The organism is Serratia sp. CY37869 (assembly GCF_052168895.1).
GTDB classification, from domain to species: domain Bacteria; phylum Pseudomonadota; class Gammaproteobacteria; order Enterobacterales; family Enterobacteriaceae; genus Serratia; species Serratia ureilytica.
The window spans coordinates 75,768-99,144 of sequence record NZ_JBJNLU010000001.1 but is presented as its reverse complement, the minus strand read 5'-3'; the positions used below and the strand labels follow the sequence as shown (position 1 = coordinate 99,144).

At 61.9% G+C, this 23,377-nt stretch carries 20 protein-coding genes; 4 read left to right on the top strand and 16 right to left on the bottom strand.

Annotation, left to right across the window (positions count from 1 at the left end):
• Positions 1-42: 42 nt before the first annotated feature.
• From ACJ8J1_RS00515 to purL, 7 genes are all read right to left on the bottom strand, one after another.
• On the bottom strand, positions 43-966 hold the full coding sequence (locus tag ACJ8J1_RS00515; protein ID WP_033644109.1) for a LysR substrate-binding domain-containing protein: 924 nt from the start codon (positions 964-966) through the stop codon (positions 43-45).
• Positions 967-1,373: 407 nt separating this feature from the next.
• The gene (glnB, locus tag ACJ8J1_RS00510) at positions 1,374-1,712 is read right to left on the bottom strand and encodes a nitrogen regulatory protein P-II (RefSeq protein WP_004847623.1); all 339 of its coding nucleotides are present in this window, start codon (positions 1,710-1,712) and stop codon (positions 1,374-1,376) included.
• Positions 1,713-1,723: 11 nt separating this feature from the next.
• Entirely contained in the window at positions 1,724-3,346 is a 1,623-nt protein-coding gene (locus ACJ8J1_RS00505) for an NAD+ synthase (RefSeq protein WP_033644110.1), read from the bottom strand.
• Between the two features lie 130 nt (positions 3,347-3,476).
• Positions 3,477-4,817, bottom strand: a complete 1,341-nt coding sequence (gene glrR / locus ACJ8J1_RS00500) for a two-component system response regulator GlrR (RefSeq protein WP_033644111.1) — start codon at positions 4,815-4,817, stop codon at positions 3,477-3,479.
• Positions 4,814-5,686, bottom strand: coding sequence for a two-component system QseEF-associated lipoprotein QseG (qseG, locus tag ACJ8J1_RS00495; protein WP_050440139.1), 873 nt, complete (start codon positions 5,684-5,686; stop codon positions 4,814-4,816). The genes glrR and qseG overlap by 4 nt, the downstream gene beginning before the upstream one ends.
• Before the next feature lie 3 nt (positions 5,687-5,689).
• On the bottom strand, positions 5,690-7,126 hold the full coding sequence (locus ACJ8J1_RS00490) for a sensor histidine kinase (protein WP_033644112.1): 1,437 nt from the start codon (positions 7,124-7,126) through the stop codon (positions 5,690-5,692).
• A gap of 887 nt (positions 7,127-8,013) precedes the next feature.
• On the bottom strand, positions 8,014-11,907 hold the full coding sequence (gene purL, locus ACJ8J1_RS00485; RefSeq protein WP_181006762.1) for a phosphoribosylformylglycinamidine synthase: 3,894 nt from the start codon (positions 11,905-11,907) through the stop codon (positions 8,014-8,016).
• Between the two features lie 275 nt (positions 11,908-12,182).
• Here purL and mltF point away from each other — a divergent pair, with 275 nt between their 5' ends.
• On the top strand, positions 12,183-13,643 hold the full coding sequence (mltF, locus tag ACJ8J1_RS00480) for a membrane-bound lytic murein transglycosylase MltF (protein WP_033644113.1): 1,461 nt from the start codon (positions 12,183-12,185) through the stop codon (positions 13,641-13,643).
• Here the strand turns inward: mltF and tadA are convergent, their stop codons facing one another.
• Positions 13,644-14,150: a tRNA adenosine(34) deaminase TadA gene (tadA, locus tag ACJ8J1_RS00475; protein WP_033644114.1), complete on the bottom strand. Its 507-nt coding sequence runs from the start codon at positions 14,148-14,150 to the stop codon at positions 13,644-13,646.
• A gap of 117 nt (positions 14,151-14,267) precedes the next feature.
• Here tadA and ACJ8J1_RS00470 point away from each other — a divergent pair, with 117 nt between their 5' ends.
• Positions 14,268-15,320, top strand: a complete 1,053-nt coding sequence (locus tag ACJ8J1_RS00470; protein WP_033644115.1) for a DUF2157 domain-containing protein — start codon at positions 14,268-14,270, stop codon at positions 15,318-15,320.
• A gap of 45 nt (positions 15,321-15,365) precedes the next feature.
• On the opposite strand, the gene yfhb is transcribed toward ACJ8J1_RS00470, so the two are convergent.
• Genes yfhb through murQ form a run of 3 tightly spaced genes read right to left on the bottom strand, consistent with a single transcriptional unit; the run spans position 15,366 to position 18,299 of the window.
• On the bottom strand, positions 15,366-16,022 hold the full coding sequence (yfhb, locus tag ACJ8J1_RS00465) for a phosphatidylglycerophosphatase C (protein ID WP_033644116.1): 657 nt from the start codon (positions 16,020-16,022) through the stop codon (positions 15,366-15,368).
• A 3-nt stretch (positions 16,023-16,025) separates the two neighbouring features.
• Entirely contained in the window at positions 16,026-17,387 is a 1,362-nt protein-coding gene (locus ACJ8J1_RS00460; RefSeq protein ID WP_033644117.1) for a PTS transporter subunit EIIC, read from the bottom strand.
• Between the two features lie 18 nt (positions 17,388-17,405).
• On the bottom strand, positions 17,406-18,299 hold the full coding sequence (murQ, locus tag ACJ8J1_RS00455) for an N-acetylmuramic acid 6-phosphate etherase (protein ID WP_033644118.1): 894 nt from the start codon (positions 18,297-18,299) through the stop codon (positions 17,406-17,408).
• Between the two features lie 167 nt (positions 18,300-18,466).
• Between murQ and ACJ8J1_RS00450 the strand changes: the two genes are divergently transcribed.
• Entirely contained in the window at positions 18,467-19,315 is an 849-nt protein-coding gene (locus tag ACJ8J1_RS00450; protein ID WP_033644119.1) for a MurR/RpiR family transcriptional regulator, read from the top strand.
• A gap of 53 nt (positions 19,316-19,368) precedes the next feature.
• On the top strand, positions 19,369-19,629 hold the full coding sequence (locus tag ACJ8J1_RS00445) for a YfhL family 4Fe-4S dicluster ferredoxin (RefSeq protein ID WP_033632309.1): 261 nt from the start codon (positions 19,369-19,371) through the stop codon (positions 19,627-19,629).
• Positions 19,630-19,675: 46 nt separating this feature from the next.
• Here the strand turns inward: ACJ8J1_RS00445 and acpS are convergent, their stop codons facing one another.
• The 5 genes from acpS to rnc all read right to left on the bottom strand — a co-directional run bounded on the left by acpS (position 19,676) and on the right by rnc (position 23,182).
• Positions 19,676-20,056, bottom strand: coding sequence for a holo-ACP synthase (acpS, locus tag ACJ8J1_RS00440; RefSeq protein WP_004929169.1), 381 nt, complete (start codon positions 20,054-20,056; stop codon positions 19,676-19,678).
• The gene (pdxJ, locus tag ACJ8J1_RS00435; protein ID WP_033644120.1) at positions 20,056-20,787 is read right to left on the bottom strand and encodes a pyridoxine 5'-phosphate synthase; all 732 of its coding nucleotides are present in this window, start codon (positions 20,785-20,787) and stop codon (positions 20,056-20,058) included. Before pdxJ ends, acpS begins: the two co-directional genes overlap by 1 nt.
• Positions 20,788-20,858: 71 nt before the next feature.
• Positions 20,859-21,590, bottom strand: a complete 732-nt coding sequence (recO, locus tag ACJ8J1_RS00430; RefSeq protein WP_033644121.1) for a DNA repair protein RecO — start codon at positions 21,588-21,590, stop codon at positions 20,859-20,861.
• Positions 21,591-21,596: 6 nt separating this feature from the next.
• Positions 21,597-22,505 carry a GTPase Era gene (gene era / locus ACJ8J1_RS00425; RefSeq protein ID WP_004929162.1) on the bottom strand — a complete coding sequence of 303 codons (909 nt, stop codon included), beginning with the start codon at positions 22,503-22,505 and terminating at the stop codon, positions 21,597-21,599.
• Positions 22,502-23,182 carry a ribonuclease III gene (rnc, locus tag ACJ8J1_RS00420; RefSeq protein ID WP_004929158.1) on the bottom strand — a complete coding sequence of 227 codons (681 nt, stop codon included), beginning with the start codon at positions 23,180-23,182 and terminating at the stop codon, positions 22,502-22,504. The genes era and rnc overlap by 4 nt, the downstream gene beginning before the upstream one ends.
• Positions 23,183-23,377: the final 195 nt, after the last annotated feature.

Sequence of the window (23,377 nt, the reverse complement as noted above, 5' to 3'; positions counted from 1 at the left end):
TCTGGCGGGCAACAAATTCTAAATACTGAACGCCGCGTTCGATTAAATCGAATGCTTAAGCCCGGCGGCGTGTTTGCTGCCGTTCTCGCGCGCGATGGTGAGGAATGGCGTCACCAGCTCCGGCCGCGCGCTGCCGCGCCGCCATGCCAGCCCGATATCCAGCGGCTCCAGCAGATCGTCCAGTTTGCGTGCCTCGATCATGTTGCCTTCCAGCGACCAGGCGCGGTACGCCATGTCCGGCTGGATGGAGACCCCCATCCCCGCCGCCACCAGGCTGCGCACCGCCTCGGTCGAGGCGGTCTTCATCGCGATCTCCGGCTTCAGCCCGGCGCGCGCCCAGATGCGCCGCGCGTGCACGTCCATCTCATCGGCGTTGAGCTGGATCAGCGGCTGTTTGGCCACGTCCGCCAGGCTGATGCTCTCGTGCTCCAGCAGCGGGTGCAGCGGCGGCAGCCACAGACGATACGGCGAGTGCATCAGCACCTCGGTCTGCAGCGCGTCGCGGTCCTCGATGTTCGACAAGATCAGCACGCCAATGTCGATCTCGCCGCTGACCAGCAGATGCTCGATGTACGGGCGTTCGTCTTCAACCACCTGCACGGTGACGTTGGGATAGGCCGATTTAAAGCGCGTGAGCAGTTCCACCAGGAAGTAGCCCGCCACCAGACTTGTGACGCCGATGGTCAGCTTGCCGGTCAGGCTTTCGGTGCCGATCTGCAGGCTGCGCTTGGCGTTGTCCACCGTCGCCAGGATCAGATACGACTGGCGTAGAAACTGATGCCCCTGATGGGTCAGCGTCATGCCCTTGGCGTGGCGCTCGAACAACCGCACGCCGATCTCGGTTTCCAGCTGCTGGATAGCGAGCGTCAGCGAAGACTGGGAGACAAACACCGCCTGGGCGCCGGCGGAGATCGACCCGGTTTCCGCCACCGCGATGAAGTGGCGGATTTGGCGTAACGTCATCATCCCCATCGCCTTTCAAGCCGCTGCGTTGTTGTCTGCGTGCTATTACGTGGCCCATCCGTAGGCCACGCCCTAACGGGCCGCTGCGAGCAGCGTTCAAATCTGCTCCCGGCAGATTTGTCCCCCCAGTCACTTACTTGAGTAAGCTCCTGGGGATGCACGCCCTTGCCGCCTAGCCGCAACTTGAAATTCATTGGGGATCACCTTAATCAAAATAGTTACGTTGATTGTAGATCTCGCGAGAGAAGCGATCGGGAAAAGTATCAAAAACGCGATAGCGTTCGCTTTTTTAGAATGCCGACAGGCAAAAATGGCGGGAACAATGAGGCGAAGAAGTGCGATGTGCCGGGGGACAGAAATGACAAGGGCGCAGCAAGCTGCGCCCTGATGACCGATGATCCTGCGGAGGCTCAGATCGCTTCTTCGTCCTGCTCGCCGGTACGGATGCGCACCACGCGCGCCACGTCGAAGACGAAAATCTTGCCGTCGCCGATCTTGCCGGTCTGCGCGGTCTGCATGATGGTTTCCACGCAGGTGTCGACGATATCGTCGGCAACCACGATCTCGATCTTCACCTTAGGCAAAAAGTCGACCATGTACTCGGCACCGCGGTACAGCTCGGTGTGGCCCTTCTGGCGGCCGAAACCTTTCACTTCGGTGACCGTCATGCCGGTGATGCCCACTTCGGCCAGCGCTTCGCGGACGTCATCCAGTTTGAACGGCTTGATAATCGCGTCGATCTTTTTCATCTTCTTTCCTTTTACCAATTTTTGCGGCCAAAACCGGATGTGATGGGATAGCGGCGGTCTTTGCCGAAGTTACGGGCGGTGATGCGCGGCCCGACGGCGGCCTGACGCCGCTTGTATTCGTTGATGTCCACCAGGCGGATCACCTTGCGCACGATCGCTTCGTCGAACCCTTCGGCCACCAAATCGGCGACCGACTTGTCGCGCTCGACGTAGCCTTCGAGGATCGCGTCCAGGATATCGTACGGCGGCAGGCTGTCCTGATCGACCTGATCCGGCGCCAGCTCGGCGGACGGCGGACGATCGATCACCCGCTGTGGGATCACGTAGGAGACGGTGTTACGGTATTCGGACAGCTTGAACACCAGCGTTTTCGGCACGTCCTTCAACACATCGAAACCGCCGGCCATATCGCCGTACAGCGTGGCGTAACCCACCGCCATTTCGCTCTTGTTGCCGGTGGTCAGCACGATGCTGCGGCGTTTGTTGGACAGCGCCATCAGCACCACCCCGCGGCAACGCGCCTGCAGGTTTTCTTCGGTGGTGTCGCGCTCGGTGCCGGCGAACATCGGCGACAGCTGGCCCATAAAGGCGTCGAACATCGGTTCGATGGAGACGATATCGAACTCCACGCCGAGGATTTCCGCCTCTTCCTTGGCGTCAGCGATGCTGATATCCGCGGTATAGCGGAACGGCATCATCAGCGCCTGCACCTTGTCTTTACCTAACGCATCCACGGCGATCGCCAGCGTCAGCGCCGAGTCGATGCCGCCGGACAGCCCCAGCACCGCGCCTTTGAAACCGTTCTTGGTCACGTAGTCGCGCACCGCCAACACCAGCGCCTGATACACCTGCGCCAGCTGCGGCAGTTCGGCGGCCGGATCGGCCATCGGCACCACGTCCAGCTCGTTGAATTCCAGGCGAGTGACCTGCTCGTCGAAGGCCGCCAGACGGTGGGTCATGGTGCCGGCGGCGTCGAAGACCTTGGAGCAGCCGTCGAAAATCAGCTCATCCTGGCCGCCGACCTGGTTGAGGTACACCAGCGGCAGCTGGGTGCGCTGGCAGTGGCCGGCCATCAGCGTTTTGCGGATATACGGTTTTTCGCGGTTATACGGCGAGGCGTTGATCGACAGGATAATCTCCGCGCCGGCGGCCTTGGCGGCGTCGATCGGCTCCGGGAACCACAGATCTTCGCAAATCAGCAGCCCCAGACGGTAGCCTTTCAGTTCCACCACGCAGGTGTCGTTGCCGGCGTGGAAATAGCGCTTCTCATCAAACACGCCGTAGTTCGGCAACTGCTGCTTGAAGTAGCGGGTCAGCAGGCGGCCTTCGGCAAACAGCGACAGCGCGTTGTACAGCTTGTCGCCTTCGCGCCACGGGTGGCCGACCAGGATCGCCGTCTCGGCGGAAGCCTGCTGCAGGCGCAGCAGCTGCGCATCACAGCGCTGATAGAAATCATTGCGGTACAGCAGGTCTTCCGGCGGGTAGCCGGACAGCGCCAGTTCGGTGAACATGACCAGATCGGCTCCCGCCTTCTGCTGCTCCTGCACGATTTGCAACATGCGTTCGGTGTTGCCTTCAATGTCGCCGACCAGCAGGTTCAGCTGGGCCAGGGCGATGGAAAGTGATCTGCTCATTTGTGTACGATCCCGCTTAATACGTTCCATGGTGCTCTACGCCGGGGCGCGCCGCGGCAAAGAGAACGGAGTGTAAATCATTCCGCCGGATTTGTTGAGAACCTGCGTGGCAGGCGCCGGCGGGAATCTGTCATTCTTTGAAATCGTTGGCGTCCAGCTCGTGGCGCGACAGCAATTTGTAAAACTCGGTGCGGTTGCGGCCCGCCATGCGCGCGGCCTGGGTCACGTTGCCCTTGGTGATCTGCAGCAGTTTGCGCAGATAGTGCAACTCAAACTGGTTGCGCGCTTCGGCGAAAGTCGGCAGCGCAGTGTTTTCCCCTTCCAGCGCCTGTTCCACTAGCGCCTCGCTGATCACCGGCGCCGAGGTCAGCGCCACGCACTGTTCGATGACGTTGACCAACTGACGCACGTTGCCCGGCCAGCTGGCGGTCATCAGCCGCTTCATGGCGTCGGTCGAGAAGCTGCGCACGAACGGCTTGTGCCGCTGAGCCGCTTCGCGCAACAGGTGATTGGCCAGCAGCGGAATGTCTTCGGCGCGCTCGTTGAGCGCCGGGATCTTCAGATTCACCACATTGAGACGATAGTAGAGATCCTCGCGGAACTCGTTCTTCGCCATCGCCTTTTGCAGATCGCGGTGGGTGGCGGAGATAATGCGCACGTCGATGTCCAGATCGCGGTTGCTGCCCAGCGGCCGCACCTTGCGCTCCTGCAGCACGCGCAGCAGTTTCACCTGCAGCGACAACGGCATGTCGCCTATCTCGTCGAGGAACAGCGTGCCGCCCGCCGCCGCCTGGAACAGCCCTTCGCGGCTGCTGACCGCGCCGGTGAAGGCGCCCTTGGCGTGGCCGAACAGTTCGGACTCCAGCAGTTGCTCCGGCAGCGCCCCGCAGTTGATGGCGATGAACGCCTTGCCCGCGCGCGGGCTGGCGGCGTGGATCGCCTGCGCCAACACCTCTTTGCCGGTGCCGCTCTGGCCGTTGATCAACACGCTGACGTCGGACTGGGCCACCATTTTCACCTGCTCCAGCAGGCGCAGCATCAACGGGCTGCGGGTGACGATGTCTTCGCGCCAGGCGTCGTCACCCGCGGGGGAGGCCGACAGCGACAGCGCCTCGTCGATGGCCTTATAGAGCGCATCGCGATCCACCGGTTTGGTGAGGAAGCTGAACACCCCCTGCTGGGTGGCGGCCACCGCATCGGGAATCGAACCGTGCGCGGTAAGAATGATCACCGGCATGCCCGGCTGATGCTTTTGGATTTCGGCGAACAGCGCCATGCCGTCCATCTCATCCATGCGCAGATCGCTGATCACCAGATCGATCTGTTCGCGCGCCAACAGGCGCAGCGCTTCCTGGCCGCTTTCGGCGGTGGTGACGTGAAAACCTTCGCTGGTCAGGCGCATGCCCAGCAGCTTCAGCAGGCTGGGATCGTCGTCAACCAATAACAGGTTGGCCGGTTTGCGTGCGGTCATTGCGCGTGGGACTCCTTATTGGCGGGGTGCGGCGTATAGGTGTCTTCCGGTTCAACCGGCAGCGCGGTGCCTTTTTCCGGTTCGTCCTGCGTTTCAGCGCCTTTGGCGGCCGCGCCGCTTTTACCGGCGGCGTCGCCCTTCTGCTGGCCCGCGCCGTTTTCCGGGATTTCCCCTTGCAGCTGCTTGCGCGATGAGAGCTGGCGCTCGATATCGGTCAGGTTTTCCAGCTTGCGCGAGGTGTCCTGCAGCTGCGACTGCAGGCGCGCCTGATTCTGGCGCAGCGAATCGATCTGGCTGTCGCTGCTCTCCTGCAGATGCTGATAGCGCGCTTTCTCATCGAACAGCGTGATCTGCAGCATCTGCTGCTGGCGCCACAGCTGCGTCAACGGACGCAGCGAACCGGGGAACTCCATCCGGTAACTGTTGATCCTGTCGAGCATCTGGCGGCGTTCACCGGAGGTCGGCTGTGCGCTCCCCAGCAGGATGCTCTGTTTGAAAACGCCGGACCAGCTGTCGCCCGGCACCGTTTTCGCCAGCGCACGCGCCTGGGTCGAGCCGATGCGATCGGCGCAGTCCATCGCGCGCAGCCAGTAGAGCGCGTTATCCAGCGCGTCCTTGTCGTCCAATTGCCACAGGGTATCGCAAGCCGCGGTGCGGTAATCGATCACCTTGGTATCCGGGATCGCCTCTTGCTGCTGAGCGCTCAATCCGCCGCTGACGGCGCGATCGACGCAGCCCGCCAGCAACAGCGGCATAAAGAAAACGGCGCCCAGCCAGGTGATCGGGCGTTTGCCGAGCGGCGCTCTGTGCGTGGCACGCGGTGAACGTTCGGTCTGTGAAAGACGAAGGCGTTTAGACCATGTGTACATTATTTATTCATTCTCGGCGGTTAACGGCAGTTCAATGCGGAAGCAGACGTCTGCACCGGCGACCGTCGCCAGTTGCAGCTCACCGCGCATGCGACGGATACAGTCCTGAGCGATGCTCAACCCCAGTCCGCTTCCTTTTACCGCCCCTTTTCGCTGGTGACTACCCTGGAAAAAAGGCTCGAAAATCATGGCTCTTTCAGCCTCGGGGATCGGCGTGCCGGTATTGGCGACGTCGATTTGCACCCGTTGTCCAACCTGACGGCTGCGGATCCAAATGTTACCGGATTCCTTGCCGTAGTGCACCGCATTGGAGTAGAGATTATCCAGCACGCGCATTAATAGCGTAGGCTCTGCCCAGCAGATTTCCGCTTCCAGCGCGATTTCGGTGGAAATCATCTTCGCCCGCGCCGGCAAACTGTGCGCGGCGACCACCAAATCGACCATTTCGCGCAGCTCGACGTTCTCGTGCTCCGCCGGGCCATCGGCCAGTTTGCGGTTGTAATCCAGCAGTTGTTCAATCAGCTGCTGCAGGTGGCGGCTGCTGTTGTCGAGGATCGTCACCACCTCTTTCTGGTCGGAAGTCAGCGGCCCCGCCACCTCGTCGGCCAGCAGTTCGGTGCCTTCGCGCATGCTGGCCAGCGGCGTTTTCAATTCATGCGAGATATGGCGCAGGAACTCGTGGCGCTGCGACTCCAGCCACGCCAGCCGTTCGCTCAGCCAGATGATGCGCTGCGCCAGCGAACGCAGCTCGCGCGGCCCTTTGAACGATGCGGTGCTGCCCAACGCGCGCCCTTCCCCCAGGCGGTTGATCATCCGCTCCACGGCCTTGACCGGCCCGATGATCATGCGGGTAAACAGCACCACCAGCAGCACGCTGACCAGGAACAGCAGCAGCGCCTGCCAGCCGAAAAACTGGCCGCGCTCGGCGATGGCCTGCTGCAGCTGCTGGCCGCGCGAGAACACCACCGCGCGCGTGGCCTGCACCATTTCGGCATTGGAACGGGAGAACGACTCGAGCAAGGCGGAGGCTTCTTGGTCCGGCCCGCTGTTATGGCACTTGATCGCCGCCAGCTGGGTCAGCAACTGACGCAACGTTTGGTAGTAGCGCTCGTCCGGCAGAATCGGCGCGTGGGCGTCCAGCATCTGCGAATACTGCTTGCGCTGATTTTGGTACAGCTTCTGCAGCGTGGGCTCAACCAGCACGCAGTACTGACGATAGCTGCGCTCCATCTCCAGCGCTACGCTGGTCATCGCCTCGCTGCGCCGCGCGTCCACCAGCGTGGTGCGGTTGATGTCCGCCGCCTGCGCGCTCAGGTGATCCAGACTCTGGTAGGCCTGATAGGCCAGCACCAACAGCGGCAGCAGCACCAACAGGAACGCCAGCAGCACCAATTGCCGCAGCGAACGGGGGAATAAACGCCATTTTTTCAACGAAATCATCTCATTCTCTCAGGCCTGTCACGATGCTAACTGACTCGCCGGAAAGAGAAAAGCCCGGCAAGGGAGAATCCTGAACGCACAAGGAAAAAGCCGCGGGATCGGTGAACCGCGCCGATAAGGTTGGCCTGCCGATGGCATACGGCCCCGGTAACAAAAACCGGTACGAAAGCGAGAGTGTGGGAATAGCGTCTGCGTTCGAGGGCATAGGCAACGAAACAGGAGTAAGCGCAGCGTTGAGAATTGACGCCGGGGCAATAAGCTTGCCCCGCCGCAAGGAAAGTGTGGATGCCCTTGAACCTCGTCCCCAGGGTGATGTAGCGCAGCGGCTGGCATCGAACAGGACGAATAGCATCCGTAAGTATCCAGGATTGATGAACCCTTCATCACAGTTGGATACAGGCGGTGCCTCACTCCACGTGTCGCCCGATGCTTGATAAAGCCGCTTGCGCGGTCTGTTATCGGTTTGGTTGGACGATAGGCACCATTTCTTTGGCATCATTCGGAGGCTTATGAGGTAATTTGCCGTCTAATTACGGCACCGTCATAAAAAGGTGAATGAGCAGCCGCCGAGAATAATGCACGTTACGTGCCAACTTTGCAACAAAAATCATAACATAATGATTTTATTTGATAATAAATAAAAAAAGGTAAATCCATGCGCCCAATCAGCACCAATGCACGATGAAAAAAACACCACCCTGTCGCCAAACGCCGACAACTAAAGTCAAACCTGTTTACCGGCAATAAAATCAATGGGTTAAATGTCTCCATTTAGCGACAAGCAAACCAGCGCTTGTCGCTAAATGCAGACACTGCCGCCAATCGCCGAGTGCCGGCCATAAAAAAGGGCGCAATTGCTTGCGCCCTCTGTACGGTGGTGGCCGTTTTTAGCCCAGTTGCTTACGGGCGTTGCGGAACATGCGCATCCACGAGCTGTCCTCGCCCCACTCTTCCGGGTGCCAGGAGTTGCTGACGGTGCGGAACACGCGTTCCGGGTGCGGCATCATCACCGTTGCGCGCCCGTTGGCGCTGGTCACGGCGGTGATGCCATTCGGCGAACCGTTCGGGTTAGCCGGGTAAGCTTCCGTGACCTGACCGGCGTTGTTGACGAAACGCAGCGCCACCAGGCCGTGGCTTTCCAACGCCGCCAGATGCGCCGCATCGCGCACTTCGACATGCCCTTCGCCATGGGAAACGGCGATCGGCATGCGCGAGCCGGTCATGCCCTGCATGAACAGCGACGGGCTGGCCGCCACTTCCACCAGGCTGAAGCGCGCCTCGAAGCGATCCGACAGGTTGCGCACGAAGCGCGGCCAGTGTTCGGCGCCCGGGATCAGCTCACGCAGGTTGGACATCATCTGGCAGCCGTTGCACACGCCCAGCGCCAGCGTCTGCGGACGGTGGAAGAACGCCTCGAACTCGTCGCGCACCCGCTCGTTGAACAGGATAGACTTCGCCCAGCCTTCGCCGGCGCCCAGAACGTCGCCGTAAGAGAAGCCGCCGCAGGCCACCAGCGTGTGGAAGTCCTGCAGATCGCGACGCCCGGCCAGCAGATCGCTCATGTGCACGTCCACGGCGTCAAAGCCGGCGCGGTGGAACGCCGCCGCCATTTCAACGTGGGAGTTCACCCCCTGCTCGCGCAGCACCGCCACTTTCGGGCGAGCGCCCTTGGCGATGTACGGCGCAGCGATGTCTTCCTCGGGTGCGAAGGTCAGCTTCACGTTCAGGCCGGGATCTTGTTCATCCTGCTTGGCCTGATGTTCCTGATCGGCGCACGCCGGGTTGTCGCGCAGACGCTGCATCTGCCAGGTCGTTTCCGCCCACCAGGTGCGCAGGGTATTGCGGCTTTCGCTGTACAACGCTTTGCCGTGCTGATTGATGACGAAACGATCGCCGGCCTGTACGCTGCCGATGTGATGCACGTTGTCGGTCAGACCGTGCTGCGCGAACGCCCGCTTCACGTCGTCGAGACGTTCGGCGCTCACCTGGATCACCGCGCCCAGCTCTTCGTTGAACAGCACCGCCAGCGCATCGTCGCCGAGGCCATCGAGGTTAACCTCTACGCCGCAGTGACCGGCGAAGGCCATCTCCGCCAGCGTCACCAGCAGGCCGCCGTCAGCGCGGTCGTGATAAGCCAGCAGCGCGCGATCGGCCACCAGCTGCTGCATGGCGTTGAAGAAGCCCGCCAGCTGCGCGACATCGCGCACATCGGCCGGTTTGTCGCCCAGTTGGCGATAAACCTGCGCCAGCGCGGTAGCACCCAGCGCGTTATGGCCGTTGCCCAGGTCGATCAACAGCAGCGCGCTGTCGCCCTTATCGGTGCGCAATTGCGGCGTCACGGTGTGGCGCACGTCTTCCACGCGGGCGAAGGCGGTGATGACCAGCGACAGCGGCGAGGTCATTTCACGCTGTTCATTGCCTTCCTGCCAGCGGGTTTTCATCGACATGGAGTCTTTGCCCACCGGAATGGTGATGCCCAGCGCCGGGCACAGCTCTTCGCCCACCGCTTTCACCGCTTCGTACAGGCCGGCGTCTTCACCCGGGTGGCCGGCGGCGGCCATCCAGTTGGCGGACAGCTTCACGCGCTTCAGGCTGCCGATTTCCGTGGCGGCCAGGTTGGTCAGCGCTTCCCCGACCGCCAGGCGGCCGGAGGCGGCGAAGTCCAGCAGCGCCACAGGCGCGCGTTCGCCGAGCGACATCGCTTCGCCATAATAGCTGTCCAGACTGGCGGTGGTGACCGCGCAGTCGGCTACCGGGATCTGCCACGGGCCGACCATTTGGTCGCGCGCCACCATGCCGGTGACGGTGCGGTCGCCGATGGTGATCAGGAAGGTTTTCTCCGCGACGGCCGGCAGATGCAGCACGCGCTTCACCGCGTCGGCCAGCGTGATGTTCTCACGCTGTACCGCCTGGCCCTGCGCCTGCAGACGGGTCACGTCGCGGGTCATCTTCGGCGTCTTGCCGAGCAGCACGTCCAGCGGCATGTCGATCGGCTGATTGTCGAAGTGACGATCGTTCAACGTCAGATGTTGCTCTTCGGTCGCTTCGCCGATCACCGCGTAAGGCGCGCGCTCGCGGCGGCAGATCTCGTCGAACTGCGCCATCTGCGCCGGGGCGATCGCCATCACGTAACGTTCCTGCGATTCGTTGCACCATACTTCCAGCGGGCTCATGCCCGGCTCGTCGTTGAGGATGTCGCGCAGTTCGAAGCGGCCGCCGCGGCCGCCGTCGCTCACCAGCTCCGGCATGGCGTTGGACAGGCCGCCGGCGCCGACGTCATGGATAAACAGGATCGGGTTCTGGTCGCCCAGCTGCCAGCAGCGGTCGATCACTTCCTGACAGCGGCGTTCCATTTCCGGGTTGTCGCGCTGCACCGACGCGAAGTCCAGATCGGCATCGGACTGGCCGGACGCCATCGATGACGCCGCGCCGCCGCCCAGACCGATATTCATCGCCGGGCCGCCCAGCACCACCAGCTTGGCGCCGACGGTGATTTCCCCTTTCTGCACGTGATCGGCGCGGATGTTGCCGATGCCGCCCGCCAGCATGATCGGTTTGTGGTAGCCGCGCAGCTCAACGCCGTTATGGCTGTTGACGCGCTCTTCATAGGTACGGAAGTAGCCCAGCAGCGCCGGGCGACCGAATTCGTTGTTGAACGCCGCGCCGCCCAGCGGGCCTTCGGTCATGATGTCCAGCGCGGTGACGATGCGCTCCGGTTTGCCGAAGTCCTGCTCCCACGGCTGTTCAAAGCCGGGAATGCGCAGGTTGGACACCGAGAAGCCCACCAGGCCGGCCTTCGGCTTGGCGCCGCGGCCGGTGGCGCCTTCGTCACGGATCTCGCCGCCGGAGCCGGTCGCGGCGCCCGGCCACGGCGAGATCGCCGTCGGGTGGTTGTGAGTTTCCACCTTCATCAGGATATGCGCGTCTTCCTGATGGTAGTCGTACGTGCCGTTCTCCGGCGCGGCGAAGAAGCGGCCGACCTGCGAGCCTTCCATCACTGCGGCGTTGTCTTTATACGCCGACAGCACATAGTCCGGCGTCTGCTCATAGGTGTTCTTGATCATTTTGAACAGCGACTTGGGCTGCTGTTCGCCGTCGATGATCCAGTCGGCATTGAAAATCTTGTGGCGGCAGTGCTCAGAGTTGGCCTGCGCAAACATATAGAGTTCGATATCCGTCGGGTTGCGCCCCAAACCGGTAAAGGCATTCAGCAGGTAATCGATCTCGTCCTGCGCCAGCGCCAGGCCGAGCCGGACGTTGGCCTGCTCCAGCGCGGCGCGCCCTGCGCCCAGCACGTCGACCGACTGATACGGCGCCGGCTGATGGTGCGCGAACAGCTGTTCAGCCTGTTGCAACTCGCTGAAGACGGTTTCCATCATGCGATCGTGCAGCAGCGCGGCGAGCTGGTGCCACTGGGCCTCCGTCAGCTCAGGCGCCTTGACGTAGAACGCCAGACCGCGCTCCAGCCGCAGCACCTGTTGCAAACCGCAGTTGTGGGCGATGTCGGTGGCTTTGGAAGACCAGGGGGAAATGGTGCCCGGGCGCGGCGTAACCAGCAGCAACCGGCCTTCGGGGGCGTGTTCGGCGAGAGAAGGACCGTACTTGAGCAAGCGCTGAAGTTTGGCGTGTTCTTCGGCACTTAGCGGTGCGCTAACATCGGCAAAGTGGACGTACTCGGCGTAGATATCACTGACGGGCAGGTGGGCGTCCTGGCAGCGGGACAGCAGTTTGGTAATGCGAAAAGCCGATAAAGCGGGCGAACCACGCAGAATTTCCATAATCAAAGTTCTCTCGTCTTCGAAGCGACGGATAAGACGCTTCATTGGGCGCAACAGGGGAAAACGCGCGTCATTATAGAGAATCCTCGCCGCCGACGAAACCGTTTGCGTAGGGATTATTGATAAAAGCTCGCCGCACCGTCGAATTGTCATAACGTGTCAATAAAGTTGCACACTGGCGTTTTGTTGCGCAAAATGCCCCCCGCACTGGTGATTTAACCATGAGAAAAGTCGCGGTTGTCGTCGCCGGCGTACCTGTGCCACCACTGGATAACTATTTGAAACGTCTTAAAATAAACTACATCCTCATCGGCGTTGTCACCCTGCTTCTGGCTCTCGCGCTGTGGCCCAATATCACCTGGCGCAGCGGCCAGGGCGGGCAACTCCAGGAGATCATTTCCCGCGGCGAGTTGCGTATCAGCACGCTGAACTCACCGCTGACCTATTTCAACACCAAGCAAGGGCCGGGTGGGCTCGACTACGAACTGGCCAAGCGCTTCGCCAACTACCTCGGGGTAAAACTGGTGGTAATCCCCCATCAGAACATCAATGACCTGTTCGACGATCTGGACGACGACGACGCCGACCTGCTGGCGGCGGGCCTTATCTACAACCAGGAGCGCCTCAGCCGCGCGCGCACCGGCCCCGCCTACTACTCCGTTTCCCAACAGCTGGTGTACCGGCTGGGCACCCCGCGGCCAAAAGGCTTCGCCGACATCAAAGGCAAGCTGGCGGTCGCCTCCGGTTCCGCGCACGTCAGCACGCTAAAGCAGCTCAAACAGGATAAATACCCGGATCTCGCCTGGGAGTCCTCCAGCGATCTCACCTCCAAAGAGCTGCTGGAGCGGGTTGCCGACGGCAAGCTGGACTATACCCTCGGCGATTCGGTGACCATCGCGTTGCTGCAGCGCATCCATCCGCAGCTGGCGGTGGCGTTCGACGTCACCGACGAAGAGCCGGTCACCTGGTACCTCAAACGCGACGGCGACGACAGCCTGTACGCGGCGATGCTGGATTTCTACAGTCAAATGGTGGACGACGGCACCCTGGCGCGGCTGGAAGAGAAATACCTCGGCCACGTCGGCAGCTTCGACTACGTGGATACCAAAACCTTCCTGTCGGCCATCGACTCGGTGCTGCCCAACTTCCGCCCGCTGTTCGAGAAACACGCCAACGAGATCGACTGGAAGCTGCTGGCGGCCATCGCCTATCAGGAATCGCACTGGAATCCGCAGGCCACCTCCCCCACCGGCGTGCGCGGCCTGATGATGCTGACCCGCGCCACCGCCGACGGCCTGGGGGTCAACGATCGCCTCGATCCGGAAGAGAGCATTCAGGGTGGCGCCCTGTACCTGCAGCGGCTGATGGCCAAGGTGCCGGACAGCGTGCCGGAAGATGAGCGCATCTGGTTCTCGCTGGCGGCCTACAACATGGGCTGGGGCCATATGCTGGACGCACGCAAGCTGACCAAAACGCAAAAAGGCAATCCGGACAGCTGGGTCGACGTCAAACAGCGCCTGCCGATGCTCAGCCAAAAGCGCTACTACCCGCAGCTGACCTATGGCTATGCGCGCGGGCGTGAAGCCTACAACTATGTAGAAAACATCCGCCGCTACCAGGTCAGCCTGGTGGGTTATCTGCAGGAAAAAGAGAGAAAGGCGGCGCAAGCGGCCGCCGAGCAGGAAGCGTTGGGAAAAGGCTATCCGACGGTGATGCCGGAACTGGCGCTCAACTACTGATTATTCCGGCTTATCCGCCGCCCGCTGCGCCAGCTTGAGCGCTTTTTTCTGTTCGCGGCGCAGGCGGAAGAAATTGCTCAGGGTGGCGGCGCATTCGTCCGCCAGCACGCCCGAGACGATCTCCACCTGATGATTCATGCCCGGATGGCGCAAAATATCCACCAGCGAACCGGCCGCGCCGGTTTTCTCGTCGGCGGCGCCGTACACCAACCGGCGGATGCGGCTGTGCACCATCGCGCCGGCGCACATCACGCAGGGTTCCAGCGTGACGTACAGCGTGGCGTTCAACAAGCGGTAGTTTTGCAGCACCGCGCCGCCCTGCCGCAGCGCCATGATCTCGGCGTGCGCGGTAGGATCGTGCCGGCCGATCGGCCGGTTCCAGCCCTCGCCGATCACCTGATTGTCCAGCACCAGCAGCGCACCCACCGGCACCTCGCCCTCTTCCTGCGCGCGCAGGGCCAGCTGCAATGCCTGACGCATCCAGTACTCATCGTTATATTCAGTCATCGCATAATTCCTCGTGCGCTTTTGCGGCGGGCATTATACACACTAGCCTCCCTTTGTCGTAGCCGCCCGCCAATGGCTATACTGGCCACATCAGCGTGTGATTCAGGGACAAGAAACATGAAACTCAGTAAAAAGAACGCCGTCGTGGTGCGCAAGGCGCTGGACGGCTGGGTTGGGGAAGGCGCCTTGACCCCCGAGCAACAACAGCAACTGCTGCTGCATGTGGACGTGCAGCCTTTCGACTGGCGACGGCTGGCGCGCTATGCGTTTCTCGCCGCGCTGGCCTCGTTGCTGATCGCCGTCACCAGCCTGTTCGCCGACAGCGCACTGCTTGAATGGCTGAGCGAACTGTTCCGCTTCGACGCGCCGGTGCGCATGGCGATCGCCGGCGTACTGGCGGCGCTGGCCTACGTCTGGGCGCTGCGTCGTCGTCAACGCCACCCGGAAAAACGCTACGGCAATGAGGCGGCGCTGTTTGTCGCCGTGTTGCTCACCGCCTGCGCCTTATGGCAACTGGGCGTCTGGCTGGATAACGGCAGCGGGCGGGTTTCCGTGCTGCTGCTGGTCGCCGCGCTGCTGTACGGCGCCATCGGCTGGTTCAGCCGCTCCGGGCTGGTATGGTGGTTCGCCCTGCTGTCGCTCGGCAATGCCTTCGGCGCCGAGACCGGCTACCTGTCCGGCTGGGGCGCCTACTGGCTCGGCATGAGCTACCCGATTCGCTTTATCGCCTTCGGCGCGGTGCTGATCGCCGCCGCATTGCTGCTGCGGCCGCTATTGGCGCAGCGCGGCCTGCAGCGGGTGTCGCTGGCGATGGGCCTGCTGTACCTGTTCATCGCGCTGTGGCTGCTGTCCATCTTCGGCAACTACGGCGATCTCGACAGCTGGTACCGCGCGCGCCAGATTGAGCTGTTCCACTGGAGCCTGCTGTTCGGGCTGGCCGCCTTCGCCGCCATCTGGCTGGGGTTGAAGCATGACGACGCCATGCTGCGCGGTTTCGGGCTGACCTTTCTCGGCATCAACCTCTATACCCGCCTGTTCGAGTTTTTCTGGGACAGCATGCCGAAGACGATTTTCTTCGCGCTGCTCGGCCTGAGCCTGTGGGCGTTGGGGCATTATGCGGAGAAGATTTGGCAGCTCGGACGCAAACCGCACGACGTAACCGACGACTGATCGCGGCAGCGGTAACAGCAAAGGGCGGAATTCTCCGCCCTTTGTTTATTCCAGCTGCTGCAGCTCGCCCTGCTTGCTCACCCGCCAACGGTGCTCGCAAAAAAACAGCAGCGGGTTATCCTGCTTGCTGTCGCTGTAACCGCTGTACAGCTTCAGCGGCGCGCCGAGCCGTTGCTCCAGCTGCACCACTTTTTGTACGCCCAGACAGCGCAAGGTCAGCACCCAGCCGCCATAGCGGCGCGCGATGCGGCTGCCGACCAACCGCACCCGCGGCAGAAACGCCGAATCCCGATACACCTGCGCCACCAGTTGCTCCGGCGAGCCGGTAATCAGCCACACCTCGGCATCGTGCTCATCCAGATACTGCCGCAAGCGCATTTGCACCACCGGAAACGCAGTCACCCTCTGGCGGAAAACCTCGATGAACTGCCGCTCCAGCGCCTTCAGCGTCACTTCGGTACGCCCGAAGGTGATAGCCCACAACAACAGGCTCATCGGCCAGCGCGCGGCGCGCCCCAGCAGCAACAGCGCCAGACCAATCAATGGCAACAGCGGTATCACCAGCAGCAAATTCAGCGGTAAACGGCGCAGCAGGAAACGCAAGAAACTGCCGAACATATCCTCCTGATGCAGAGTGCCGTCCAGATCGAAAAAGACCACGCGGCGCCCTGCTGCGGCCGATGGTTGCTGCTTGTCGCTCAAACGCTACTCCTCGGGATCGTTGAACCCCATCATCCAGGTGAAGAGAAAACCGGCGATAATCGTAATCAGCATCCCCGCCAGATACAACATCACCTTACCTGAGACGATGGTCAACGCCAAAGGCAGCCCCGAAATGCCAAAGGTAATCACCGTCGCCACTTTCCAGTAGCTGATCAGCGCGCCGCCTACCGCACCGCCGAGGCAGGCGCCGATAAACGGCCGGCCCAGCGGCAGCGTCACCCCGAAGATCAGCGGCTCGCCGATGCCGAGAATGCCGACCGGTAACGCCCCTTTGATCACCTTCTTCAGCCGCGCGTTACGGGTTTTCAACAGCACCGCCAGCGCCGCCCCCACCTGACCGACGCCGGCCATCGCCAGGATCGGCAACAGCGGGTTGGAACCGTGCGCCTGCACCAGCTCGACGTGGATCGGCACCAGCCCCTGGTGCAAGCCAGACAGCACCAGCGGCAGGAACAGCCCGGAGAGCAGCGCCCCGACAAGCAGCCCGCCCTTGTCGATCGCCAGATTGGCGCCGTGGGCGATGGCATCGGAAATGGCGCCGCCGATCGGCTGCAGGATCAGGATCGCCAACGAGGCGGTCACCAGCGTGGTCAGCAGCGGATTGAGGATCAGTTCGACCGACTCCGGCAGCAGCGTGCGCAGGCGTTTCTCCACCCAGCACATCAACGCCACCACCAGCAGTACGGCGATCACCCCGCCGCGCCCCGGCTGCAGCGCCTCGCCGAACAGGGTGATCTGCGCCAGCGCCGGGCTGGAAAGGATCCCGGCCATCACGCCGCCCATCGCCTGTGAGCCGCCGAACACCCGCGCGGCGTTCACCCCAACCAGAATGTTCATGATGGCGAACACCGCGCTGCCGAAGATCGCCAGCAGCCCCAGCGCGTTCGGGTAGTCCAACGCCAACTGTCCGGCGATGTCGGGCCGTTTCAGCAGGTTGATGATGCCAGTGATCAGCCCCGAGGCGATAAACGCCGGGATCAGCGGAATAAAAACGTCGGCCAGCTTTTTCAGCGCGCCGCTCATCGGCGCCGCGTATTTCTGTTTGGCCTGCGCCTTGGTGCGGGCGGCGTCACCAACGGCGGGCTGCGCGCTGCCGCTCAGCAAAGCGCGCATGGCGTCCACCACCTTGGCGGCGGCGCCCGGGCCGACGATAAACTGATGCTGTTCACCCTGCTTGATATAGCCCTTCACGCCGGGCAACTGCTTAAGGGCCGCCAGATCCAGACGCTGTTCGTCGCTGACCTCGACGCGCACCCGCGTCATGCAGTTTTCCAGTTTGAGGATATTGCCCTCGCCCCCCACGCCCGCCAGGATCTGTGTCGCCAATGCCGTTGTCTTGTCCATCGCCGCCCCCACCGTGAATTAACGCGCCAACGCCGCGCGCAGGTAGCCGTCGTGCCGCTGCAGCCGCTGCTGCGCCTCATCGGCGCTGACGCCGGCTAAAATCATCAGGATCGCCGGTTTGACCTCAAAGCCGGTCTGCGCCAGCGCCGCCTCCGCCTGAGCGCGTTCGGCGCCGGTGGCCTCCACCACGATGCGGCAGGCGCGATCCACCAGTTTGACGTTGGTGGCCTTCACGTCCACCATCAGGTTCTGGTAGACCTTGCCCAGCTTGACCATCGCGCCGGTCGACAGCATGTTGAGCACCAGCTTCTGCGCGGTGCCGGATTTCAGGCGCGTCGAACCGGTCAGCGCCTCCGGCCCCACCACCGGCGAGATCGCCACCTGCGCTTCGTGCGCGATCGGCGAATCCGGGTTGCAGGAGATGGCCGCCGTCGGGCAACCCAGCCCGCGCGCATAGCGCAGCGCGCCGATCACGTAGGGCGTGCGCCCCGAGGCCGCCAACCCCACCACCATATCGACGGCGGTCAGGTTCAGCGCCCGGAGGTCGGCCTCGCCCAGGGCTGCGTCATCTTCCGCCCCTTCCACCGCTTTGAGCAGCGCGCCCGGCCCGCCGGCGATTAGCCCCACCACCACGCCGTGCGGCACGCCGAAGGTCGGCGGGCACTCGGAGGCATCCAATACGCCCAGGCGCCCGCTGGTGCCGGCGCCCAAATAAATCAGCCGCCCGCCGGCCTTCAGCGCCACCGCGGCCAAATCGACCGCCTGCGCGATCGCCGGCAGCACCTTTTCAATCGCCTCCGGCACCTTGCGATCTTCCTGGTTAAAGCAGCGGACCATGTCCAGCGTCGACATCTCATCCAGCCCCATGGTGGCCGGGTTGCGGGTTTCCGATACCAGTGCGCCTAAGTTCATCTGTTCACCTTTGAATTTTTAATTCACAAAATTAAATCAATATTTGAATATTTTATTCAACAAAGCGAGCGCTATTTGCTATTTTAACGACGAGCTCACAAAAATTTTCACCGCGCGTTTTCGCTGCCTGCGTGGCAAAATGGCCGCTGGTTTCCTGGGAAAGATCAATGAGTACCCTTCTGCGCATTCGCCAGATGTATCCGACACTGGCGCAAAACGACCGCAAGCTGGCGGATTTTTTGCTGAACAACGCCGAACAGGCGCGCCATCTCAGCTCGCAAAAGCTGGCCCAGCTGGCCGGCGTCAGCCAGTCGAGCGTGGTGAAGTTCGCCCAAAAGCTGGGCTATAAAGGTTTCCCGGCGCTGAAGCTGGCGCTGAGCGAGACGCTGGCCCAGCCGCAGGCCGAACCGGTAGTGACCGTTCATAACCACATTCTCAGCAGCGACACGCTGAAAACCGTCGGTGAAAAGCTGTTGGCGGAAAAGCAGGCGGCGCTGCGCGCGACGCTGGACATCAACAGCGAAGAACGGCTGCATCAGGCGCTGGACATGCTGCGCCAGGCGCGCCGGGTGATGCTGATCGGCATCGGCGCCTCCGGGCTGGTGGCCAAGGATTTTTCCTTCAAGCTGCTGAAAATCGGGGTGATGGCGGTAGCCGAAGCGGATATGCACGTTCAACTGGCGGCGGTGCAGGCGCTGGACAAACGCGATCTGCTGGTGGCGATCTCCTTCAGCGGCGAGCGGCGTGAAATCAATCTGGCGGCGGAAGAAGCGCGCCAGGCCGGCGCCAGGGTGCTGGCGCTGACCAGCTTCTCGCCCAACGGCCTGCAGCAACGCGCCGATCACTGTCTCTATACCATCGCCGAAGAGCCCCGCACCCGCAGCGCGGCCATCTCTTCCAGCACGGCCCAGTACGCTCTCACCGACCTGCTGTTTATGGCGCTGATCCAGCACGACCTCGATCATGCCCGCGACCGTATCAGGCACAGCGAACAATTGATGAAAAAGTTGGTTTAACCGGTATAATCGCCGCTGCGAAAAATACCCCTGTTAATAATGAGAGATACGTCATGGCCCTGCTAATCACACGCAAATGCATCAACTGCGACATGTGCGAGCCGGAATGCCCGAACCAGGCGATTTCGATGGGCGATGAGATCTACCAAATCGATACCGACCGCTGCACCGAGTGCGTTGGCCATTACGATACGCCAACCTGTCAGCAGGTCTGCCCGATCGACAACACCATCATTACCGATCCGCAGCATCGCGAGACTAATGAGCAGCTGTGGGATAAGTTCGTGGTGTTGCACCACGCCGATCGCATTTAACCCGCCGCAGGACTGACAAGGGCGCCGCAGGGCGCCCTTTCTATTTTCAGCTTTCGACGATCACCGTCGCGCAGGCATAGCGCCGTTCATCGGCCAGCGAAACGTGGATCGCGGTGACCCCCATCTCCCCCGCCAGCTCGGCGGCGCGGCCGTGCAAACGAATATTCGGTTTGCCCAACGCATCGTTGAACACCTCGAACTGGTTGAACGCCAGGCCGTTGCGAATGCCGGTGCCGAACGCCTTGGCGGCGGCCTCTTTCACGGCGAAACGCTTGGCCAGAAAGCGAATCGGCTGCTGGTGCTGCTGGTACAGCGCCCATTCGGCGTCGCTCAGCACGCGGCGCGCCAGACGATCGCCGCTGCGCTCCACCACCGCTTCGATACGCGCCATCTCGACGATGTCGGTACCCAGCCCGAGCACCGCCATTACCGGCGCGCTTCCCGCATCAGCACTTTCATGTCGGCAACCGCAGCCGGCAGCCCGCTCATCACCGCCTGGCCGATAATCGCATGGCCGATGTTCAGCTCGTGCATTTCCGGCAGCGCGGCGATCGGCTGCACGTTGTGATAGGTCAGGCCGTGGCCGGCGTTGACCTTCAGCCCCTTCTCGGCCGCGTAGGCGGCGGCGACCGCGATGCGGCGCAGCTCGGCCTGTACCGCCAGCTCGCCCTGCGCTTCGGCGTAGGCGCCGGTGTGGATTTCGATATAGGGGGCGCCCACCGCCACCGCCGCGTCGATTTGGCGATGATCGGGATCGATGAACAGCGAGACCAGAATGCCCACCTGCGCCAGGCGCTCGACCGCCACGCTCATTTTGTCCAGCTGGCCGGCAACGTCCAGGCCGCCTTCAGTAGTCACTTCTTCACGCTTTTCCGGCACGAGGCAGCAGAAGTGCGGCTTCAGCTCCACGGCGATGTCCAGCATCTCGTCGGTCACCGCCATCTCCAGATTCATGCGCGTCTGGATGGTCTGGCGCAGCAAACGCACGTCGCGGTCGGTGATGTGGCGGCGGTCTTCGCGCAGATGCACGGTAATGCCGTCGGCCCCCGCCTGTTCGGCAATGAATGCCGCCTGAACCGGATCCGGGTATTGGGTTCCGCGCGCGTTACGTAACGTGGCGATGTGATCGATATTGACGCCCAGCAGTAAATCAGCCATGACAACCTCTAAATACGATTTTCAGTGCCAGCAGTTTACACGCGGGTGCAGAACGGCAAAAGGAGAAAAGGTCAGGCGTCGTCGACCGGCGTATTCGGCTGCTTGCGCACGAATTGACGGAACAGTTCGCGGCTCTTCAACGGCTTGCCGCCGAGGTAGGGTTTCAGCGCCATGCGGGTGAAACGCTTGGCGGCGCGCAGCGTCTCGGCATCGGGAAACTGCCGCTCCGCCAGCGCGCGCAGTTCGCGCCCGGTGAAGCTGTAGTAATCCACCACCAGGCTGGCGATAAAGCCTTTCTCTTCGCGGTAGCGATAGGTCATGGCGTCATCCACCGGCAGGCCGCTGCCGGCGCAGTGCAGGAAATCGAGGCCGTAACCCAGGTGCTGCAACAAGGCCAGCTCGAACTGGCGCAACGCCTGTTCCGGCGAGCTGTCTTCCGCCGCCAGCGCCTGCAGGCATTGCAGGTAGTCGAAGAACAGCACCGAGTAGTTGGTTTCCTGCTCCAGCACGCGCGCCAGCAGTTCGTTCACGTACAGGCCGCTGTAAAGCATCATGCCGCTGAGGGGTAAACCGAGAGAGACCGCTTCGGCGTTGCGCAGCGTTTTCACTTCGCCGCGGCCGCCCCAGCGCACTAACAGGGGGGTAAAGGGCTGCAGGCAACCCTTCAGATTGGAGCGGCGGCTGCGCGCGCCTTTTGCCAGCAAGCGCACCCGCCCATGACCTTCGGTAAACAGATCCAGCATCAGACTGGTTTCACTGTACGGCCGCCCATGCAGGACGAAAGCGCGCTCCCAGCCGTCCACGGATCGTTACTTCAGATCGTCAACATAGCCCAGGCTGCGCAGCGCACGTTCGTCGTCCGCCCAACCGGATTTCACTTTCACCCACAGCTCCAGATGCACTTTGGCATCGAACATCTGTTCCATGTCCTGGCGCGCTTCGATGCCGATGGTTTTGATCTTGGCGCCCTTGTTGCCGATGACCATTTTCTTCTGGCCTTCGCGCTCGACCAGGATCAGGCCGTGCACATCGTAGCCGCCGCGATCGTTAGCCACGAACTGTTCGATTTCCACCGTCACCGAATACGGCAGCTCTTCACCCAGGAAACGCATCAGCTTCTCGCGGATGATCTCGGACGCCATAAAGCGCTGGGAGCGATCGGTGATGTAGTCTTCCGGGAAGTGGTGTTCCGCTTCCGGCAGCAGCTTGCGCACGATGCCGGCGATGGTGTCGACGTTCATCCCTTTCTCGGCGGAGATAGGCACCACGTCGAGGAAATTCATCTGCTGGCTGAGGAACGCAATGTGCGGCAACAGCTTGGATTTGTCGGTGACGTTATCGACCTTGTTGATCGCCAGCAGTACCGGGCAGCGCAGGCTGCGCAGCTTGTTGACCACCATTTCGTCGTCGGCGGTCCAGTTGGTGCCTTCGACCACGAAGATAACCAGTTCGACGTCGCCGATCGAGCTGCTGGCCGCGCGGTTCATCAAACGGTTGATGGCGCGTTTTTCTTCGATGTGCAGCCCTGGGGTATCGACGTAGATCGCCTGATAGGCGCCATCGGTGTCGATGCCCATGATGCGGTGACGGGTCGTCTGCGGCTTACGCGACGTAATGGAAACCTTCTGCCCCAGCAGTTGGTTCAGCAACGTCGATTTGCCCACGTTCGGGCGGCCGACGATGGCGATAAAACCGCAGTGTTGTTTTACTTCACTCATTCAAGCTCCAGCTTTTTCAGCGCTTGTTCCGCTGCCGCCTGCTCGGCTTTACGGCGGCTCGAGCCGGTGCCCACCACGGGCTCGCTCAAACCACTCACCTGGCAGTGGATGGTAAACTCTTGGTCGTGCGCTTCACCGCGAACCTGCACCACCAAATAAGAAGGCAACGGCAGATGACGCCCCTGCAAAAATTCCTGCAAACGGGTTTTCGGGTCTTTCTGCTTATCACCGGGGCTGATTTCGTCCAACCGGCTGCGATACCAGTCCAAAATCAGACGCTCGACGGTCTGGATGTCGCTGTCCAGGAACACGCCGCCGATCAATGCCTCCACCGTATCCGCCAGGATTGACTCGCGGCGGAACCCACCACTTTTCAATTCGCCCGGCCCAAGCCGCAGACATTCGCCCAGGTCAAACTCGCGCGCCATCTCCGCCAGCGTGTTGCCGCGCACCAGCGTGGCGCGCATGCGGCTCATATCGCCCTCGTCTACGCGAGGAAAGCGGTGATAGAGCGCATTGGCGATGACAAAGCTAAGAATCGAGTCACCCAGAAACTCAAGACGTTCATTGTGTTTACTGCTGGCGCTGCGGTGAGTCAAAGCCTGCAGTAAAAGCTCCTGCTGTTGAAAAGTGTAGCCCAGCTTCCGCTGCAGCCTGTTTATTACGATGGGGTTCATGAGTTACCAATAGATCAAGAATGCGTCAAAAACTTGCAGCATACGGAACAGGCCTGCTTCGCCGAAAGCCGATCCAAAGCTGTTTCGTTTGCAGTGGCTCCCAGCAGGAGCCAACTTTTATCGCTCGAGAAAGTATTCTACAACGAGTGGAAACATAATGCTGTGTTTATATCCCCTTAATCTTTCACGCCGCAG

Coding starts and splice junctions, on each gene's coding strand:
- glrR (WP_033644111.1), bottom strand. CDS start 4,817: ATGACCGCACGCAAACCGGCCAACCTGTTATTGGTTGACGACGATCCC.
- ACJ8J1_RS00470 (WP_033644115.1), top strand. CDS start 14,268: ATGAAACTCAGTAAAAAGAACGCCGTCGTGGTGCGCAAGGCGCTGGAC.
- rnc (WP_004929158.1), bottom strand. CDS start 23,182: ATGAACCCCATCGTAATAAACAGGCTGCAGCGGAAGCTGGGCTACACT.
- tadA (WP_033644114.1), bottom strand. CDS start 14,150: ATGACTGAATATAACGATGAGTACTGGATGCGTCAGGCATTGCAGCTG.
- ACJ8J1_RS00515 (WP_033644109.1), bottom strand. CDS start 966: ATGATGACGTTACGCCAAATCCGCCACTTCATCGCGGTGGCGGAAACC.
- acpS (WP_004929169.1), bottom strand. CDS start 20,056: ATGGCGGTGCTCGGGCTGGGTACCGACATCGTCGAGATGGCGCGTATC.
- glnB (WP_004847623.1), bottom strand. CDS start 1,712: ATGAAAAAGATCGACGCGATTATCAAGCCGTTCAAACTGGATGACGTC.
- ACJ8J1_RS00445 (WP_033632309.1), top strand. CDS start 19,369: ATGGCCCTGCTAATCACACGCAAATGCATCAACTGCGACATGTGCGAG.
- pdxJ (WP_033644120.1), bottom strand. CDS start 20,787: ATGGCTGATTTACTGCTGGGCGTCAATATCGATCACATCGCCACGTTA.
- ACJ8J1_RS00450 (WP_033644119.1), top strand. CDS start 18,467: ATGAGTACCCTTCTGCGCATTCGCCAGATGTATCCGACACTGGCGCAA.
- murQ (WP_033644118.1), bottom strand. CDS start 18,299: ATGAACTTAGGCGCACTGGTATCGGAAACCCGCAACCCGGCCACCATG.
- ACJ8J1_RS00490 (WP_033644112.1), bottom strand. CDS start 7,126: ATGATTTCGTTGAAAAAATGGCGTTTATTCCCCCGTTCGCTGCGGCAA.
- ACJ8J1_RS00460 (WP_033644117.1), bottom strand. CDS start 17,387: ATGGACAAGACAACGGCATTGGCGACACAGATCCTGGCGGGCGTGGGG.
- ACJ8J1_RS00505 (WP_033644110.1), bottom strand. CDS start 3,346: ATGAGCAGATCACTTTCCATCGCCCTGGCCCAGCTGAACCTGCTGGTC.
- qseG (WP_050440139.1), bottom strand. CDS start 5,686: ATGTACACATGGTCTAAACGCCTTCGTCTTTCACAGACCGAACGTTCA.
- era (WP_004929162.1), bottom strand. CDS start 22,505: ATGAGTGAAGTAAAACAACACTGCGGTTTTATCGCCATCGTCGGCCGC.